The sequence below is a fragment of the Streptomonospora arabica genome, assembly GCF_039531585.1.
Taxonomy (GTDB): domain Bacteria; phylum Actinomycetota; class Actinomycetes; order Streptosporangiales; family Streptosporangiaceae; genus Streptomonospora; species Streptomonospora halophila.
Map to the genome: position 1 here is coordinate 1 of NZ_BAAAQI010000026.1, position 15,735 is coordinate 15,735.

At 75.4% G+C, this 15,735-nt stretch carries 15 protein-coding genes; 3 read left to right on the forward strand and 12 right to left on the reverse strand.

The annotated features are described in order from the left end of the window. Positions 1-236: 236 nt before the first annotated feature. From ftsL to mraZ, 3 genes are all read right to left on the reverse strand, one after another. Positions 237-710: a cell division protein FtsL gene (gene ftsL / locus ABD284_RS24430; protein ID WP_344148344.1), complete on the reverse strand. Its 474-nt coding sequence runs from the start codon at positions 708-710 to the stop codon at positions 237-239. Positions 711-777: 67 nt separating this feature from the next. Continuing rightward, positions 778-1,746 carry a 16S rRNA (cytosine(1402)-N(4))-methyltransferase RsmH gene (gene rsmH, locus ABD284_RS24435; RefSeq protein ID WP_344148471.1) on the reverse strand — a complete coding sequence of 323 codons (969 nt, stop codon included), beginning with the start codon at positions 1,744-1,746 and terminating at the stop codon, positions 778-780. Between the two features lie 461 nt (positions 1,747-2,207). Further along, positions 2,208-2,639 (reverse strand): division/cell wall cluster transcriptional repressor MraZ, encoded by a 432-nt coding sequence (gene mraZ, locus ABD284_RS24440; RefSeq protein ID WP_344148347.1) that lies wholly within the window; start codon positions 2,637-2,639, stop codon positions 2,208-2,210. A gap of 322 nt (positions 2,640-2,961) precedes the next feature. Here mraZ and ABD284_RS24445 point away from each other — a divergent pair, with 322 nt between their 5' ends. From ABD284_RS24445 to ABD284_RS24455, 3 genes are all read left to right on the forward strand, one after another. Further along, complete coding sequence (locus ABD284_RS24445; protein WP_344148350.1) at positions 2,962-3,954, forward strand: AAA family ATPase; 993 nt, start codon at positions 2,962-2,964, stop codon at positions 3,952-3,954. A gap of 15 nt (positions 3,955-3,969) precedes the next feature. Continuing rightward, positions 3,970-5,205, forward strand: coding sequence for a DUF58 domain-containing protein (locus ABD284_RS24450; RefSeq protein ID WP_344148353.1), 1,236 nt, complete (start codon positions 3,970-3,972; stop codon positions 5,203-5,205). Between the two features lie 190 nt (positions 5,206-5,395). After that, positions 5,396-7,741: a transglutaminase TgpA family protein gene (locus tag ABD284_RS24455; protein WP_344148356.1), complete on the forward strand. Its 2,346-nt coding sequence runs from the start codon at positions 5,396-5,398 to the stop codon at positions 7,739-7,741. Between the two features lie 159 nt (positions 7,742-7,900). On the opposite strand, the gene ABD284_RS24460 is transcribed toward ABD284_RS24455, so the two are convergent. The 9 genes from ABD284_RS24460 to ABD284_RS24500 all read right to left on the reverse strand — a co-directional run bounded on the left by ABD284_RS24460 (position 7,901) and on the right by ABD284_RS24500 (position 15,709). Next, positions 7,901-8,323 carry a DUF3040 domain-containing protein gene (locus ABD284_RS24460; RefSeq protein ID WP_344148359.1) on the reverse strand — a complete coding sequence of 141 codons (423 nt, stop codon included), beginning with the start codon at positions 8,321-8,323 and terminating at the stop codon, positions 7,901-7,903. Positions 8,324-8,603: 280 nt separating this feature from the next. Next, complete coding sequence (dinB, locus tag ABD284_RS24465; RefSeq protein ID WP_344148362.1) at positions 8,604-9,878, reverse strand: DNA polymerase IV; 1,275 nt, start codon at positions 9,876-9,878, stop codon at positions 8,604-8,606. Positions 9,879-9,936: 58 nt separating this feature from the next. Next, on the reverse strand, positions 9,937-10,734 hold the full coding sequence (locus ABD284_RS24470; protein WP_344148365.1) for a methyltransferase: 798 nt from the start codon (positions 10,732-10,734) through the stop codon (positions 9,937-9,939). Between the two features lie 53 nt (positions 10,735-10,787). Beyond that, a complete protein-coding gene (gene nusB / locus ABD284_RS24475) occupies positions 10,788-11,210 on the reverse strand; it encodes a transcription antitermination factor NusB (protein ID WP_344148368.1) in 423 nt (140 codons plus the stop codon). A gap of 46 nt (positions 11,211-11,256) precedes the next feature. Beyond that, entirely contained in the window at positions 11,257-11,820 is a 564-nt protein-coding gene (gene efp, locus ABD284_RS24480; protein WP_344148371.1) for an elongation factor P, read from the reverse strand. Between the two features lie 140 nt (positions 11,821-11,960). Beyond that, a complete protein-coding gene (gene aroB / locus ABD284_RS24485) occupies positions 11,961-13,037 on the reverse strand; it encodes a 3-dehydroquinate synthase (RefSeq protein ID WP_344148374.1) in 1,077 nt (358 codons plus the stop codon). Beyond that, positions 13,034-13,558 carry a shikimate kinase gene (locus tag ABD284_RS24490; RefSeq protein ID WP_344148377.1) on the reverse strand — a complete coding sequence of 175 codons (525 nt, stop codon included), beginning with the start codon at positions 13,556-13,558 and terminating at the stop codon, positions 13,034-13,036. The genes aroB and ABD284_RS24490 overlap by 4 nt, the downstream gene beginning before the upstream one ends. 56 nt (positions 13,559-13,614) lie before the next feature. Further along, positions 13,615-14,793, reverse strand: a complete 1,179-nt coding sequence (gene aroC / locus ABD284_RS24495) for a chorismate synthase (protein ID WP_344148380.1) — start codon at positions 14,791-14,793, stop codon at positions 13,615-13,617. A 64-nt stretch (positions 14,794-14,857) separates the two neighbouring features. Then, positions 14,858-15,709 carry a prepilin peptidase gene (locus ABD284_RS24500; RefSeq protein WP_344148383.1) on the reverse strand — a complete coding sequence of 284 codons (852 nt, stop codon included), beginning with the start codon at positions 15,707-15,709 and terminating at the stop codon, positions 14,858-14,860. Positions 15,710-15,735 lie beyond the last annotated feature (26 nt).

Below are 15,735 nucleotides of genomic sequence, written 5' to 3' on the forward strand. Positions count from 1 at the left end.
CCTCGCGCGGGGTGCGGCCGGGATCGCCGCCCCGCGGACGGGACGGGCGAGCGCGCGGGGCGGGCCCGCCGGACCGCGGGGCGGCGCTGGCGCCGCGCGGGTCGCGGGAGCGGCCGTCGCGGGAGGAGCTCACCTGCGCCTCCCGCTGCACGGAGCGGCGGGACGGCGTCTGTGCCGGCCGTCGGGCCGGGCGGGCCGCGATTGCGGGCGTCCTGCGCGGCGGGGGCGCACCGGGCTCACTCCGAGCCCGCCTCGGGCTGGGCGCCGGTACCGGGCAGTCCGGAGTCGGCACCGCCGTCGTCGCCGGTGACGCGGCGCTCGTCCAGGTCCAGGAAGAGGGGGGCCTCGCCGGGCCGCATTCCCATCTCCTCGGCCTCCTCGGCGATGCGCTCGGAGGACTCCAGGCGCACGACCTCCTCGCGCAGCGCCTCCTCCCGATGGGCGAGCCGCTCGTTGCTCGTCTGGAGCTCGGAGATGGTGAAGGCGTCGGCCACCAGCACGGTGCGCAGCGCCAGCAGGCTGATCAGCGCACCGCTGAGCAGGCCGATCACCAGCAGCACGAAGGGCATGCGCGGCGCGCGCGGGGCGGGCCGCGCAACGGCGGGCGCGCTGCGGCGGCGGGCCGGCGCGGTGCGCGGCACGGTCCGACGCGCCGGAGGGGCCTCGGCGGCCTTCCGGGTCCGTGCGCTCTCCTCGGTGGCGCTGCTCATCGTGGTCCTCCCCGCTGTGTCTCCCGCTGGGTCCGCGGCCGGCCGACCGCCTCCGCCGCGGACGTGCTCACGGCCGGCGGACGCGCTCGGCGGCGCGCAGTCGCGCCGAGGCCGCGCGCGGATTGGCTTCGTTCTCCTCGTCGGCGGGGGATTCGGACCCCCGGGTCAGCAGCCGCAACTGGGGGCGGTGGTCGGGCAGCGGAACCGGAAGGTCCTGGGGTGTGGTGTCGGTGGCGAGCCCGCTGAGGGTCCGCTTGGTGATGCGGTCCTCCAGCGAGTGGTAGGAGAGCACGGCGATGCGCCCGCCCACGGCGACGCGGTCGACGGCGTCCGGCAGCGCGCGGGCGAGGATCTCCAGCTCGGCGTTGACCTCGATGCGCAGGGCCTGGAAGGTGCGCTTGGCGGGGTTGCCGCCGGTGCGCCGGGTGGCCGCGGGGATGGCATCGCGCACCAGCTCGGCCAGGTCGCGCGTCGAGTCCAGCGGCGCGGCGGCGCGGCGGCGCGCGACGGCCTGGGCGATGCGCCCGGCGAAGCGCTCCTCGCCGTACTCGCGCAGGATGCGCGTGAGCTCGGCGACCGAGTAGGTGTTGAGGACGTCGGCCGCGGTGCGCCCCTGGGTACGGTCCATGCGCATGTCCAGCGGGGCGTCGTGGGAGTAGGCGAAGCCGCGCTCGGACTCGTCGAGCTGCGGCGAGGACACGCCCAGGTCGAGCAGCACGGCCTGGACCTCGCGGATGCCCAGGCCGTCGAGGACGGCGGGGATGTCGTCGTACTCGGCGTGGGCGAGCTCGACCCGGTCGCCGAAGGGCGCGAGCCGGGTGCGGCTGCGCTCCAGGGCCGTGGTGTCGCGGTCGACGCCGACGAGGCGGAGCCGGGGGTGCGCGTCGAGGAGGGCGGCGGCGTGCCCGCCCAGGCCGAGGGTGCCGTCGACGAGGACGGCCCCGGGCTCGCTCAGGGCGGGCGAGAGCAGTTCGACGATGCGGTCGAGCATGACCGGCGTGTGTCCCGCACCGGGTCGGCCGCCGGTGTCTGCCATGAGCACAGTGCCCCCTCCTCACTGACCGCCCCGTGCCGCCGCGTGCGGCCGGCCGTCCGCGGACGCTCCCCCGATGTCCCGCGGCGGCCGCGGGCCGCTCCCCCGCCGCCGGTGCCTCCGCGCTCCCCTGCGGGGCATCGGCCGCGAGCGGAGTCGGCCCGACCGTGGTCGGCTCCGTCGTCTCCTGCTTCCGGCCTTCCGGCGTTGCCGCCGGTGCCGACCGTGCGTCCGGCAGCTGCTAGCGCGGCCTCACGGCGCACTCGCCCGCGACCGTCCGGCCGAGCCTCCAGGCGCGTGGCCTGCTGGCCGCGCTGCTGCGCGGCCGCCACCTGGCGCCGGGGAAGATGCGTCAGCTGACTGCGGCTCGCGCCTGAAGGCCTGGGTCCGGACAGGACGTGGTCGGCGTGGCTCGGCGGACCGGTGTGCGCGGGTGTCGAGGCCGGCACCGCGGTCGCGCGAAGTCACAGCACCCCCGGCAACACCTCCTCCGACAGATCCGCGAATGCCTGCTCCTGGTCGGCTTCGTAACGGGCCCACGCCGCGGAGTCCCAGATCTCCAGGCGCGTGTTGGCCCCGATGACGACACAGTCGCGTTCCAGGCCGGCGTAGGCGCGCAGGCCGGCGGGAACCGTGATGCGCCCCTGCTTGTCGGGAACCTCGTCGGAGGCGCTGGCGAAGAACACCCGGCTGTAGTCGCGGACCGCCTTGGCGGTGACCGGCGCCGAGCGGAGGGCCTCGGTGATGCGCTGGAACTCGTCCAAAGGAAAGACGTAGAGGCAGCGCTCCTGTCCCTTCGTGATCACCAGTCCCCCCGACAGTTCGTCGCGGTACTTCGCCGGAAGGAACAGGCGTCCCTTCTCGTCGAGGCGCGGTTCGTGGGTCCCCAGAAACAAGGCCCACCTCCCAAGCCCCCGGCAGAGCAGTCTCCTGCTCCACGATGCTCCACTGTACTCCACTCTTCCCCACGGTCAACAGTTTCAATCGCCGCCGCGGCACAGACCGCCGCGAGAAAGCGCAGGTCAATGCGGGTGGAGCGGAGTGGAGCGCCCGGGGCGCCCCGCGGCGGGCGCGCCACCGCGCCCCACACGCGCGGTGGCGCGTGTGACACAGCGCTCGGCACGCGGGCGCCCGCCGTTTTTGGGATTTGATTTGCTTTCGCCGACTTTGGCTCTAGCCTCGATTCCATCGGCTCCGGCTCCTGTCGAGAGGGGACACGTGTCACTGGGCACGCGGCAGAACACACAGGGAGACGGGATCCCGGACGGCGACGACGGCGTCATCGCCGTCGCGGAACGGATCCGCGACGCCGTCCAGACCGTGATCGAGGGCAAACCCGACGTCGTACGGATCGCGCTGACCGTCCTGCTCGCCGAGGGCCACCTGCTCATCGAGGACATTCCGGGCGTCGGCAAGACGATGCTGGCCAAGGCACTGGGCCGGGCGGTCGACTGCTCGGTGCAGCGGGTGCAGTTCACACCGGACCTGCTGCCGGCCGACATCACCGGCGTCAGCGTCTACCACCAGGACCGGCACGAGTTCGAGTTCAACCCGGGCCCCGTCTTCGCCAACATCGTGCTGGGCGACGAGATCAACCGCGCCTCGCCCAAGACCCAGTCCGCCCTGCTGGAGTGCATGGAGGAGATGCAGGTCAGCGTCGACGGCGAGACCCGTCAGCTGGAGCGGCCCTTCATGGTGGTGGCCACGCAGAACCCCTCCGACATGGAGGGCACCTATCCCCTGCCCGAGGCCCAGCGCGACCGGTTCACGGCCCGCATCGCCGTGGGCTACCCCGCGCCGCAGGCCGAGCTGGACATGATCGACGCCCACAGCTCGGACTCGCCGCTGGACCGGCTGGAGCCGGTGGCCACGGCCGCCGACGTACGCGCCATGGTCGACCGGGTCAAGGGCATCCACGTCGCCCCGGGCGTACGGCGCTACGCCGTCGACCTGGTCACGGCCACCCGCACCTCCTCGGCGCTGCGGCTGGGCGCCTCGCCGCGCGCCACGATCCACCTCGTCCGGGCCGCGCGCGCCTACGCCGCGCTGGAGGGGCGCCACTATGTCGTGCCCGACGACCTGCAGGCCCTGGCGGTGCCGGTGCTCGCGCACCGGCTGCTGCCCAGCCCCGAGGCGCGCATGGAGCGGCGCTCGCCCGAGCAGGTCGTCTCCGAGATCGTCGCCCGCCTGCCCATCCCCAGTCCGCGCTGAGCCCGGAGAGCGCGCGTGAGACTGCTGCCGGCCTTCACCGTCCGCGGCTGGGGACTGCTCAGCGGCGGGGGCGCGCTGATCGTCAGCGGCCTGGTCATCGGCGAGCGCGACCTGGTGGGCTTCGGCGTGCTGGTGTTCGCGCTCCCGCTGCTGACCTCGCTGACGTTGTGGGGCGCGCCCGGCCGCGTGGTGCACAGCCGGGCGCTCCAGCCGGCCCGCACCCCCGCGGGCGCCGACGCGCGCGTACTGGTGCGCGTGGCCAACGCCTCGACCGCGCTGCCGGTCGGCGGCCTGCTGGTGCACGACGACCTGCCGTTCCAGCTGGGCCAGGCTCCGCGGTTCAACATCGGCTTCCTCGGACCGCGCGCGGTGCGCGATGTGACCTACCGGGTGCGTCCCGAGATCCGCGGCTCCTACCCCGTCGGGCCGCTGGCCCTGTCCTTCACCGACCCGCTGAACTGCCTGCGGCGGCGGCGCTCCGTCGGCGGCCCGATGACCCTGCTGGTCACCCCGCCCGTCGTGGCCCTGCCCCACGTTCCGGTGCCCGGCGGAACCGCCGAGGACGGCGACAGCGCGGCGCGCTCGCTTGCCGGCGGTACGGACAACGACCCGGTACCGCGCGGCTACCGGCACGGCGACGACATGCGCCGGGTGCACTGGCGCAGCACCGCCCGCCACGGGGAGCTGATGGTCCGCCGCGAGGAGCACCGGCTCAGCGACCGCAGCGCCGTGCTGACCGACCTGCGCGCGGCCGCCCACGCCGGCGCGGGGCCCGACTCCTCACAGGAGGCCGTGGTCAGCGCCGCCGCGTCCGCGGCTCTGCACCTGCTCGGGCGCGGGCACGAGATGCGGCTGCACACCGACAGCGGCGAGGTCGCCGCCGCGACCGGGGCGGACGTGCTCGACGCCCTGGCGGTGGCCCCGCCCTCCTCCGCCACCGGCCTCGCCGGCGCCGCCGAGGCGATCGCCGGCTCCCACGTCAGCGGCCAAGGACTGCTGGTCGCGGTCCTGGGCGCGCTCTCGGCCGACGACATCGACGCGCTCTCCCGGCTCCCGGGCGGCCGGGGCCGGCACACGTGCGTCGCGCTGCTGTGCACCCGCGCCGCCTGGTCCGATCCCGACTCCGCGCGGCGCTCGGCCGACGCGCTGCGCGAGGCGGGCTGGCTCGCGGCCGAGATCGGCTCGGTGGAGGACCTGCCGCAGGCGTGGGGCTCGGCGGTGCCGGGCCGCGCCGGGGCGGTCGGCCGGTGAGCGGAGCACGCCGGCGGCCGAAGCGACCGCAGCCCGCGGACGCGCCCACGCCCGCTGCGCCGGTTTGCGCCCGGCGCCGGGCGGCGGTGCCGCGCCCGTCCCCCGCACGAACCGACTCCCCGGTTAGGAGGAACGGCGCACACCCCCGCCACCGCCGCCGGCGGACCGGTCAGGGGACCGCCGGCACACGATGATCGCAAAGGCCGCGCTGACCGTGGCGACCGCCGCCGCGCTGCTGCTCGCGCTGCCCGCGCTGGCGCCGCTGATCTCGGGCGGCTCCTGGTGGGGGCCCTCGGCCGCCGTGGTGGTCGCCTGCGCCCTGACCGGACTGGTCCTGCGCGCCGCTCGGCTGACCGTGGTCGTGATCCCGATCCTGCAGGCCGCCGTGGCGCTGGCCGTGCTGACCGCCTCGTTCGTGTCCTACGCGGCTCCGCTGGGCTTCGTGCCCATCCCCTCGGCGCTGGGCGAGCTGGTCGCCGTGTTCACCGAGGGCCGGGCGCAGATCGGCACGGAGACCACGCCCATCCCGGCGACCCCGGCCCTTGCGCTGGTGATCGCCGCCGCGATGGCGCTGCTGGCGATCGTCTCCGACTTCCTGGCGGTGACCGCGCGGGCGGCCGCCGTGATGGCGCTGCCCCTGGCGGGTCTGCTACTGGTGCCGCTGCTGGTGGACGACCAGGGCGTGGACGGCGCCGCCTTCGCCTGCGCCGCGGTGGGCTACGTGGGCGTGCTGGCGGTGGACGGCTGGGTGCGCGGGTCCGGCTGGGGGATCGCCGTGCGCCCCGACCACGACACCGCCGCGCCGGTGCTGGGCGGCGTCCAGCACATCGCCGCCACGGCCGGGGTCGCCGCGGCCGCCGTGGCGCTGGCGCTGCTCGTCCCGCCGGCCGTGCCCGGGCTGACGTCGAGCTCGCTGTACGCGCTGGCCGACGGCACGCGGCTCGGCGGCGAGACCATCACCACGACCCACCCCCTGGTCAGCCTGCGCCGGGACCTGACCTCCACCTCCGACCGGCCGGTGCTGAGCTACGAGACCGACGCCGAACGGCCGGACTACCTGCGCATGTACGCGCTGGACGCCTTCGACGGCCAGACCTGGACCATGTCGCGGCTGCGCGCCGAGGGCGACGGCGACCTCGGCGACGAGCTGCTGCCCTCCCCGCCCGGCCAGAGCCGGATCGACAGCCGGCGGGTCACCACCGAGGTCGCCCTCGCCGACCGCTTCGAAGCCGACTTCCTGCCGATGCCCTATCCGGCGCGGGAGCTGTCGGCCGCCGGCGAGTGGTACGCCGACCCCGAGACCCTGATGGTCTTCACCACCGGCGCCCCCGCCCGGGGCGACAGCTACGAGGTCACCAGCCTGGTGAACGAGCCCGACCCCGACACGCTGGCCGCGGACCTGCCCCCGGGAAGCGACCTGGACGAGCGCTACCTGGAGGTCCCCGACGGCGTCGACGAGCGCACCGCGGAGCTGGCCGAGTCGATCACCGCCCGAGCCGGCACCGCCCACGAGAAGGCCGTGGCGCTGCAGGACTGGTTCAGCGCCGCGGGCCGGTTCGACTACGACCTCAGCCCGCCCTCCATCCCGGAGGGCGAGGACCCGCTGAGCTACTTCCTGTTCGAGAGCCGGGTGGGCTACTGCGAGCAGTTCGCGGGCGCGATGGCGCTGCTGGCGCGGCAGGCGGGCATCCCCGCGCGCGTGGCCATCGGCTACACCGCCGGCACCCGGACCGGCGGCGACTCGTGGGAGGTCACCGAGTCCGACGCCCACGCCTGGCCCGAACTGTACTTCGAGGGCGCCGGGTGGCTGCGGTTCGAGCCCACGCCCGCCTCCTCCGGCGGCCAGGGCACCGCCACCGTTCCCGACTACGCCGACACCGTCCCCTCGGCGCCGCAGGGCGGTGCGGGCCCCGGTGCGCAGGCGGGCCGGCCGGGCGCCGATGCGGCGCCGTCGGCGCCCCAGGAGCAGGAGGAGCCCACCGCGTCCTCGGACAGCCCGGAGCCGACCGAGGAGGACGAGAGCGGATCCGGCGGCGGTCCCGGCGAGGGCCGGGGCGCCGGATGGTGGTGGGCGGCGCTGGTCCCCGCGCTGCTGGCCGTCGCGGCGGTCCCCGGGCTGGCGCGGGTCCTGGTGCGGCGCACGCGGTGGGTCCGCGCGGGCACACCCGCCCGGCGCGCCCGCGCCGCGTGGCGGGAACTGCGCGACGACTGCCGCGACCTGGGCCTTTTTTGGAGCCCGGCCGAGTCGCCGCGTGCGGTGGCGGGGCGGCTCGCCGCCGACCACGGGCCGGGCCCCGCGGCCGAGGCGGCGCTGTGGCGCCTGGCGATGGCCGAGGAGAGCGCCCACTACGCACCGGAGTTCCGCCAGGAGGGCTCGCCCTCCGACGACAGCCGGCTGGTGCGCTCAGCGCTGCGGGCGTCCCGCGGGCGCGGTGCCGCGCTGCGGGCGAGCCTGCTGCCCGGCTCGCTGCTTCCCGCGCCGCTGGGCGCGCCGGAGGCGCCGCGCGCCCAGCGGCCCGGCACCGCGGCGGGCTGAGGCGCCGGCGGGCCCGGTGCGGGGGCGGTCCTCGGGACCGCGGTCCTCGGCGGCCGTCCCGGGTGCGTACACGAGAACGCGCCCGCCGGTCGGGGCCGGTGGACGCGTTCTCGTGTACGGGCGCTCGCGCGCGGCCGGGAGCCGGCCGCGGTGCGAGGGCTACTTGTCGCCGCCCTCCTGGCGGCGGCGCCACCGCTCCTCGAAGCGGTGCATCATCCCGGGGCGCTGCTGGCGCTTGCGCTGTTTGGGCTCGGCGGACTTGCCCTGCGGCTGCTGCGCCTGGGCCTGAGCCTGGGCCTCGCCTCCGCCGCCGGCGACGCGCCGCCAGGCGGACAGGCCCCACAGCAGGCAGGCCAGCATGACGATGAAGCCGATGACGCCGACGATGACCTGCTGGAGGATCGCGCCGCCCATGAGGAGCGAGATCCCGACGACGAACCCGATCGAGGCCTGCACGATCGATCGCTTGTAGTGCACGGCCGGGTTCGTCTTGCTCACGGTGTTGGCGAACTTCGGATCCTCGGCGTACAGCGCCTGCTCGATCTGGTCGAGCATACGCTGCTCGTGTTCAGAGAGCGGCACGGCGCCTCCCAATGACAGTCCCTGCGTGGGGTGAGGTGTGCTGACCAACAGGCCGTTGTTCAGTGGTATGCCCAGAATAAGGCGCCTTAGCGCCTACTGAAAAGAAAAGATGAGCGTGCAGCTGGCCCACATGGGCCACATTACCCTCACCGTCTAACCGCAACACGGCTGCGCTCGCCCTTCTGCCGTCCCCTGCACTACCGCGGGACGCCGCCGACCGGTCGGGCCGGCCCGGCATCCCCGCCCCTATAACGGATTCAACCATCCGAAAGTTGCAGTACTATACGTCATCCTCCTCACGCTTGGCCAAGGCCGCCGGTCGGATGGCCCCCGCCCCGAACCGCCGCGTGACCGCGTCCATGGCCTGTTCGGCCTCGCGCCAGCCGGTCTCGGGCTCGTCCAGGCTGAGCTGGCGGTGGGCTTCTGCGACCGGCGCCAGCCCCTCCATGCGCACCCCCACCAGCCGCAGCCGCACCCGCTCCAGGCCCGCTGCGGCGTAGAGCTCGCGCGCGGCGGCGCTGATCTCGTGCGCGACGTCGGTGGACTCGGCCAGGGTGCGCGAGCGGGTGATGGTGGTGAAGTCGGCCCGGCGCAGCTTCACCACGACCGTGCGGCCCACGTGCCCGCCGGCCCGCATCCGCCGGGCGACCTTCTCCGACAGCCGCAGCAGCTCCCGCCGGATGACCTCGGGGTCGTCGACGTCGCGGGGGAAGGTCTCCTCGGCGCCGATGCTCTTGTCGGGAGAGGACGGCACGACCGGGCTCTCGTCGCGCCCCTGGGCGAGGGCGGCCAGGCGGTCGCCCAGCGCCGTCCCGAACTCGCCGCGCAGGGTGGCCGCCGAGACGCGCGCCAGGTCGCCCACCGTGCGCAGGCCCAGCCGGGCCAGGGTCTGCTCGGTCTTGTCCCCCACGCCCGACAGCGCGCCCACCGGCAGCGGGTGCAGGAACGCGGTCACCCGGTCGGGGGGCACCGCCAGCAGGCCGTCGGGCTTGCAGCGGGTGGAGGCGAGCTTGGCCACCAGCTTGCTGGGCGCGGCGCCCACCGAGCAGGTCAGGCTCTGCTCGTCGCGCACCCGGCGGCGGATCTCCTCGGCGATGCGCACCGGGCCGCCGAGGCGGCGCCGGGCACCGGAGACGTCCAGGTAGGCCTCGTCCAGCGAGACGCGCTCGACCTCGGGCGTCACCGCCAGCAGGATGTCCATGACCGCCTCGGAGACCCGCTTGTAGTGGGCGCCGTCGGGCGGGAAGACCATCGCGTCGGGACACAGCCGCAGCGCGCGCACCATGGGCATGGCCGAGTGCACGCCGTAGGAGCGGGCGATGTAGTCGGCCGAGGAGACCACGCCGCGCGGCCCGGTGCCGCCGACGATGATGGGCTTGCCGCGGGTCTCGGGGTGCACCAGCCGCTCGACGCCGGCGAAGAACGCGTCCATGTCGATGTGCAGGACGGTGCAGCCGGCGGTGTCCTCGCTGTCGTCCTCCGGCAGCGGCTCGACCCCGCCGGGCCCGATCATCCCGCGAAGCGCCTGACCGCGCTCGAGCTGGCGTCGGCTCATGCCACCAGTGTGCCGCCGCCGGCGCGGGCCGCGCCAGCGGCCCCGCTCCCCGGCCGCGTCACAGCGGCTTGCGGGCCAGCAAGTGGATCTGGGTGGCGATCCCCGACAGCGCCGGGTGCACAGCGGCCGCCTTCTCCAGTTCCAGCAGCTGCTCGCCGATCCCGTGCTCGCCGTCGAGCACCCGCCCGGGCAGCAGATCGGCGAAGACCCGCACACCGCGGATGTCGGCGCGGCCCAGCCCGGCCCGCTCGGCGAGGCCGACGAGCCGGTCGGCGGTGAAGCGCCGCGGCATGGGGTCGCCGCTGCCCCAGCGGCCCTCGGGGTCGTCGAGCAGGTGGCGGGCGTCGGCCAGGTGGCCGGCGAGCGCCCGGTGCAGCACCCCGGCCAGGGCGTTGGTGGCCAGCACGCTGACGGCGCCGCCGGGCCGGGTGAGCGCGGCGACGTCGGCCAGGGCGGCCGCCGGCTCCTCGACGTACTCCAGCACGTTGTGCATCAGCACCAGGTGCGCGTGGGACTCGGGCAGCAGCTGCGCCAGGTCGCCGGTCTCGCCTTGCAGCGCGCGCACGCGCACACCGGCCTCGGCGGCGCGGCGCTCCAGGGCCGCCAGCGAGTCGGGGCTGGGGTCGACCACGGTGACGCGGTGGCCGAGCCCTGCGAGCGGGACGGCCGCGCCGCCGGTGCCGCCGCCGGCGTCGACGATGTCCAGGCCGTCGCTGCCGGCGGGCTCCTGCTCCGCCAGGGCGGCGCGCAGCACCTGCCAGACGACCTCGGTGCGGGCTGCGCTGGCGGCGCGGTGCGGGCCGGAGCCCGCGCCGGGGTCGCTCGGGACGGTGCCGCCGTGGGGCTTGTCGCTCAACACCGGCTCCCCTTCTGCTTGCTGGTCGAATGCCCGCCGACCGGCGGCGCCGGTCAGGGCGCGAGCTGGGCCTTGTTCTCCATCAGCCGCGAGAGCAGGCCGTTGATGAAGGACGGGGACTCGTCGGTGGAGAGCTGCCGCGCCACGGCGACCGCCTCGGAGATCGCGACGCCGTCGGGGATGTCCTCGGCCCACAGCAGCTCGTAGGCGCCCATCCGCAGGATGTTGCGGTCGACCACCGGCATGCGCTCCAGCGACCAGTCGATCGCGTAGTCGTCGAGCAGGGCGTCGAGGCGTTCGCGGCGCTCGTCGACGGCGAAGGCCAGCTGCACGGTGAACTCGTTGATCGGCGGCTCGGTCTGGGCGCGGCGGCGCTCGACGACGTCCTCGACCGGGGTGCCGCGGACCTCGGCCTCGTAGAGGATCTCCACAGCGCGTCTGCGCGCCTTGCGCCGCGCGCCTCCGCCACTGCTCATCGCTGCTCCGCCCGCGGGCCCCGGATACCGATCGCGGTCGGCGCCATCAGTTGACGCGGCCGAGGTAGTCGCCGGTGCGGGTGTCGACCTTCACGCGCTCGCCCGTGGTGATGAACAGCGGAACCTGGATGACCGCGCCGGTCTCGATGGTGGCGGGCTTGGTGCCGCCGGTGGAGCGGTCGCCCTGCACGCCGGGGTCGGTCTGGGTGATCTCGACCTCCACCGCGGCGGGCAGCTCGACGTAGAGCGGGGCGCCCTCGTTCACCGCGACGGTGACCACGGCGCTCTCCAGCAGGTAGTCGGCGTTCTTGCTGACCACCTTGGCGTCGACGGGCAGCTGGTCGTAGGTCTCGGTGTCCATGAAGATGTAGGACTCGCCGTCGCTGTAGAGGTACTGCATCTCACGGCGGTCCACATTGGCGATCTCGACCTTGGCGCCGGCGTTGAAGGTCTTGTCGACGACCTTTCCCGAGGTGACGTTCTTCAGCTTGGTGCGGACGAACGCTCCGCCCTTGCCGGGCTTGACGTGCTGGAACTCCACGACGTTCCAGAGTTCGCCGCCGTCGAGCTTCAGCGTCGTGCCGTTCTTGAGGTCGTTCGTCGAGGCCACTTGGGTCGTCTCTCCAGAGGGTCGGGCTCGGTCGGTGGCGGGCGGGCGCCCGCAGCGCGGCCGCGCGGGGCGGCCTGCGCCGTCGTCACCGCAGTCTAGTGGGTTTCACCGGTGCGGGCGTTCACACTGGCCCGCAGGTCTCAGGTGCCGATCGCGGCGTAGGCCGCGTCCAGCAGCTCGGGGGCGGGGCCGGACAGCACCGCGGGCTCGGCGAGCGCGTCGAGCACGATGAAGCGCAACGTGGCGCCGCGGGCCTTCTTGTCGACGCGCATGGCGCGCCGCAGCTCGGGCCAGGGTGCGCCGGAGTAGGCGGTGGGCAGCCCGACCGAGGCGAGGATCTTGCGGTGCCGTTCGACCAGGGCGGCGTCGACGCGCCCGTCCAGGCGCGCCAGCTCGGCGGCGAAGACCATGCCCACGGCCACGGCGTAGCCGTGCCGGAACGTGTAGTCCTCGGCCCGTTCGACGGCGTGGCCGAGGGTGTGCCCGTAGTTGAGGATCTCGCGGCGGCCGCTCTCGCGCAGGTCGCCCGAGACGACCTCGGCCTTGACGAAGACGGCGCGCTCGATGAGCTCGCGGGTGTGGCGACCGTCGGGCCGGGCGGCCCCCTCGGGGTCGGCCTCGACGAGGTCGAGGATGGCGGGGTCGGCGATGAACCCGGCCTTGACCACCTCGGCCAGGCCGCCGATGTAGTCGGCCGCGGGCAGGCCGGCGAGGGTGTCCAGGTCGCACAGCACACCGGAGGGCGGGTGGAAGGCCCCGACGAGGTTCTTGCCCTCGGCGGTGTTGATGCCGGTCTTGCCGCCCACGGCGGCGTCGACCATGCCCAGCAGGGTCGTGGGCACCAGGACGCTGCGCACGCCGCGCAGCCAGGTAGCGGCGACGAACCCGGCCAGGTCGGTCACCGCGCCGCCGCCCACGCCCACCACGGCGTCGCTGCGGGTGAACCCGGCCTGTCCCAGCCGGCTCCACAGCCCGGCGGCGACCTCGGCGGTCTTGGCGGCCTCGCCGTCGGGCACGGCCAGCGGGTGGACGCTGCAGCCGGCCGCACCCAGCGCGGTCAGCGCGGGACGGGCCAGCTCGCCCAGGCCCTCGGGGTGGACGACCGCGACCTGCTCGGCCCGCTCGCCCACCAGCGCGGGCAGCTCGGCGAAGACCCCGCGGCCCACCACGACGTCGTAGGGGTCGGCACCGCCGACGCGGATGCGGGTGGCGCTCATCGGATGCCCTCCCGGTGACGGGGCAGCCCCTCGACGATGGCGTCGACGACCTCCTCGGGGTGGTATCCGCTGGTGGGCACGGTCGCCCGCGCCAGGCCCTCGTAGACGGGCAGCCGCTCCTCCAGCAGCTTGCGCAGCCGGGTGCGGGGGTTGCCGGCCAGCAGCGGGCGCGGGGTGTCCAAGCCGACCCGCTTGGCGGCGTCGGCGAACTCCACCTGCAGGTAGACCACGTGGTGGCGGTCCAGATCGGCGGAGGTGCCGGGGTCGAGGACCGCGCCGCCGCCCAGCGCGACCACACCGGCCCAGGAGGCCAGGGCCTCGGCCACGATCTCGCGCTCCAGCGCGCGGAAGGCGGGCTCGCCGTCCTCGACGAACACGTCGCCCACGGACTTGCCGGCGCGCGCCTCGACCTCGGCGTCGGTGTCGAGCAGGTCCACGCCCAGCCGCTCGGCCAGGGCCCGGCCGACCGTGGTCTTGCCCGCGCCCGGCGAGCCGATCAGGACCGCGACCGGTGTGCTCATCGGTGTCTCCTCGGTTGTCGTCGACCGGGCCCGCCGCACCCGGCCGTGCGCGCTTTCTAGGGGATCTCCAGCGTATCCAGGTAGGCGCGGGCGTTGCGGGCGGTCTCGGCCAGGGAGTCGCCGCCGAACTTCTCCACGGCGGCCTCGGCCAGCACCAGCGCGACCATGGCCTCGGCCACCACGCCCGCCGCCGGCACCGCCGTGACGTCGCTGCGCTGGTGGTGGGCCCGGGCCGGCTCGCCGGTGGCCACGTCGACGGTGTCCAGCGCGCGCGGGACGGTCGCGATGGGCTTCATGGCCGCGCGCACCCGCAGCGGATCGCCGGTGGTCATGCCGCCTTCGACGCCGCCCGCGCGGTTGCTGCGGCGGCGCACGCCGCCGGGGCCGGGCTCGATCTCGTCGTGGGCGGCCGATCCGCGCCGGGCGGCGGTGCGGAACCCGTCGCCGATCTCGACTCCCTTGATGGCCTGGACGCCCATCAGGGCGCCGGCCAGCCGGGAGTCCAGGCGGCGGTCCCAGTGCACGTGGCTGCCCAGCCCCGGCGGCAGGCCGTAGGCGAGCACCTCGACGACGCCGCCCAGGGTGTCGCCGGCCTTCCTGGTGTCGTCGACCTCGGCGACCATGCGCGCGCTGGTGTCGGGGTCGAAGCAGCGCAGCGGGTCGGCGTCGACGCGCTCCAGGTCGCCGGGCTCGGGCTGCACGGAGTCGGGGACGCTGATGGTGCCCATCGACACGACGTGGCTGAGCACCTCGACGCCCAGGGCCTGGCGGCAGAACGCGCGGGCGACCTCGCCGATGGCGACGCGCGCCGCGGTCTCGCGGGCGCTGGCGCGCTCCAGCACGGGGCGGGCCTCGTCGTGGCCGTACTTCTGCATGCCCACCAGGTCGGCGTGGCCGGGGCGGGGCCGGGTCAGCGGCGCGTTGCGCGCCACTCCCTCCAGCTCCTCGGGGGGCACGGGGTCGGCGGACATCACCCGCTCCCACTTGGGCCACTCGGAGTTGGCGACCTCGACGGCCACCGGGCCGCCCTGAGTGAGGCCGTGGCGGACGCCCCCGACCAGGGTCACCTCGTCCTGTTCGAACTTCATCCGGGCGCCCCGGCCGTACCCGGCGCGACGGCGGGTCAGCGCGGCGGCGATGTCGTCCGAGGTGACGGCGACGCCGGCCGGAAGGCCCTCCAGTATCGCGACGAGTGCCGGTCCGTGGGACTCCCCCGCGGTCAGCCAGCGCAACATGCCCCGATCATTTCACGGGCCGAGCGGGCGCGGCACATCGCGTCGCCCGCCCGCCGGGCGGCGGTCAGAGCGGTGTGCCGGCCGGCACATCCGCCAGCAGCACGGCCAGCGCGCCGCCGATCATGAACGGGCCGAAGGGGATCTGGGTGCGCCGGGTGGCGCGGCGCAGCGCCAGGAGGACGATGCCGTAGGCGGCCGAGGCCGCGAAGGCCGCGACCGTGCCCGCCACGACCGCGCCGGGACCGGCCCAGCCGAGGTAGAGGCCGACGAGCCCGGCGATCTTGACGTCGCCCCAGCCCATGCCGCCGGGGTGGATGAACCACAGCAGCCAGTAGAGGGCGGCCAGGCCCGCCATCCCGCCCAGCGGGTAGGCCGCGGCGAGCAGGTCGGTGCCGGTGAGCGCGGAGGGGCCGGGACTGCGGGCCGCGCGCTCCAACACGGCGGCGCCGAGCACCAGCGGGACGGCCGCGGGGTAGGCGGGGCCCACGATCGCGTTGGGCAGGCGGTGCACGCGGACGTCGATCGCGGCCAGCACCGCGCCCGCGGCCGAGAAGAACAGCAGCGCGGTGCACCACAGCGGGTTGGCGGCGGCTCCCGCTGCCCCTTGGGTGGCGCCGACCGCCGCGAACAGCAGCGCGGTCGCGGCGGCCGTCGCGGCCGAGGACGGGATCCGCCGGGCGCAGGCGGGGCAGCCGCCGGTGCGGGCGTAGCCGCGCACCCGCACCGCCGGCAGCCACGGGACGAAGGGGACCGGCGCCCCGCAGTGCGGGCAGGCGGGCGGGGGCGGCGGGGTGTCGTCGTCGGGGCCGGGCTCGTGGCGGGCGAACAGGGGCACGAGCCGGCCGGACGCGGCGCCGTGCGCCGCACCGGCGGCGCCCAGCCCCAGCGCCAGCGCGATGTCGGCGATTGCGGGCATGGGCGGAAACTAGCGGATCGCCGCGC

Coding starts and splice junctions, on each gene's coding strand:
- ftsL (WP_344148344.1), bottom strand. CDS start 710: ATGAGCAGCGCCACCGAGGAGAGCGCACGGACCCGGAAGGCCGCCGAG.
- rsmH (WP_344148471.1), bottom strand. CDS start 1,746: ATGGCAGACACCGGCGGCCGACCCGGTGCGGGACACACGCCGGTCATG.
- ABD284_RS24455 (WP_344148356.1), top strand. CDS start 5,396: ATGATCGCAAAGGCCGCGCTGACCGTGGCGACCGCCGCCGCGCTGCTG.
- dinB (WP_344148362.1), bottom strand. CDS start 9,878: ATGAGCCGACGCCAGCTCGAGCGCGGTCAGGCGCTTCGCGGGATGATC.
- nusB (WP_344148368.1), bottom strand. CDS start 11,210: ATGAGCAGTGGCGGAGGCGCGCGGCGCAAGGCGCGCAGACGCGCTGTG.
- aroB (WP_344148374.1), bottom strand. CDS start 13,037: ATGAGCGCCACCCGCATCCGCGTCGGCGGTGCCGACCCCTACGACGTC.
- ABD284_RS24490 (WP_344148377.1), bottom strand. CDS start 13,558: ATGAGCACACCGGTCGCGGTCCTGATCGGCTCGCCGGGCGCGGGCAAG.
- aroC (WP_344148380.1), bottom strand. CDS start 14,793: ATGTTGCGCTGGCTGACCGCGGGGGAGTCCCACGGACCGGCACTCGTC.
- ABD284_RS24500 (WP_344148383.1), bottom strand. CDS start 15,709: ATGCCCGCAATCGCCGACATCGCGCTGGCGCTGGGGCTGGGCGCCGCC.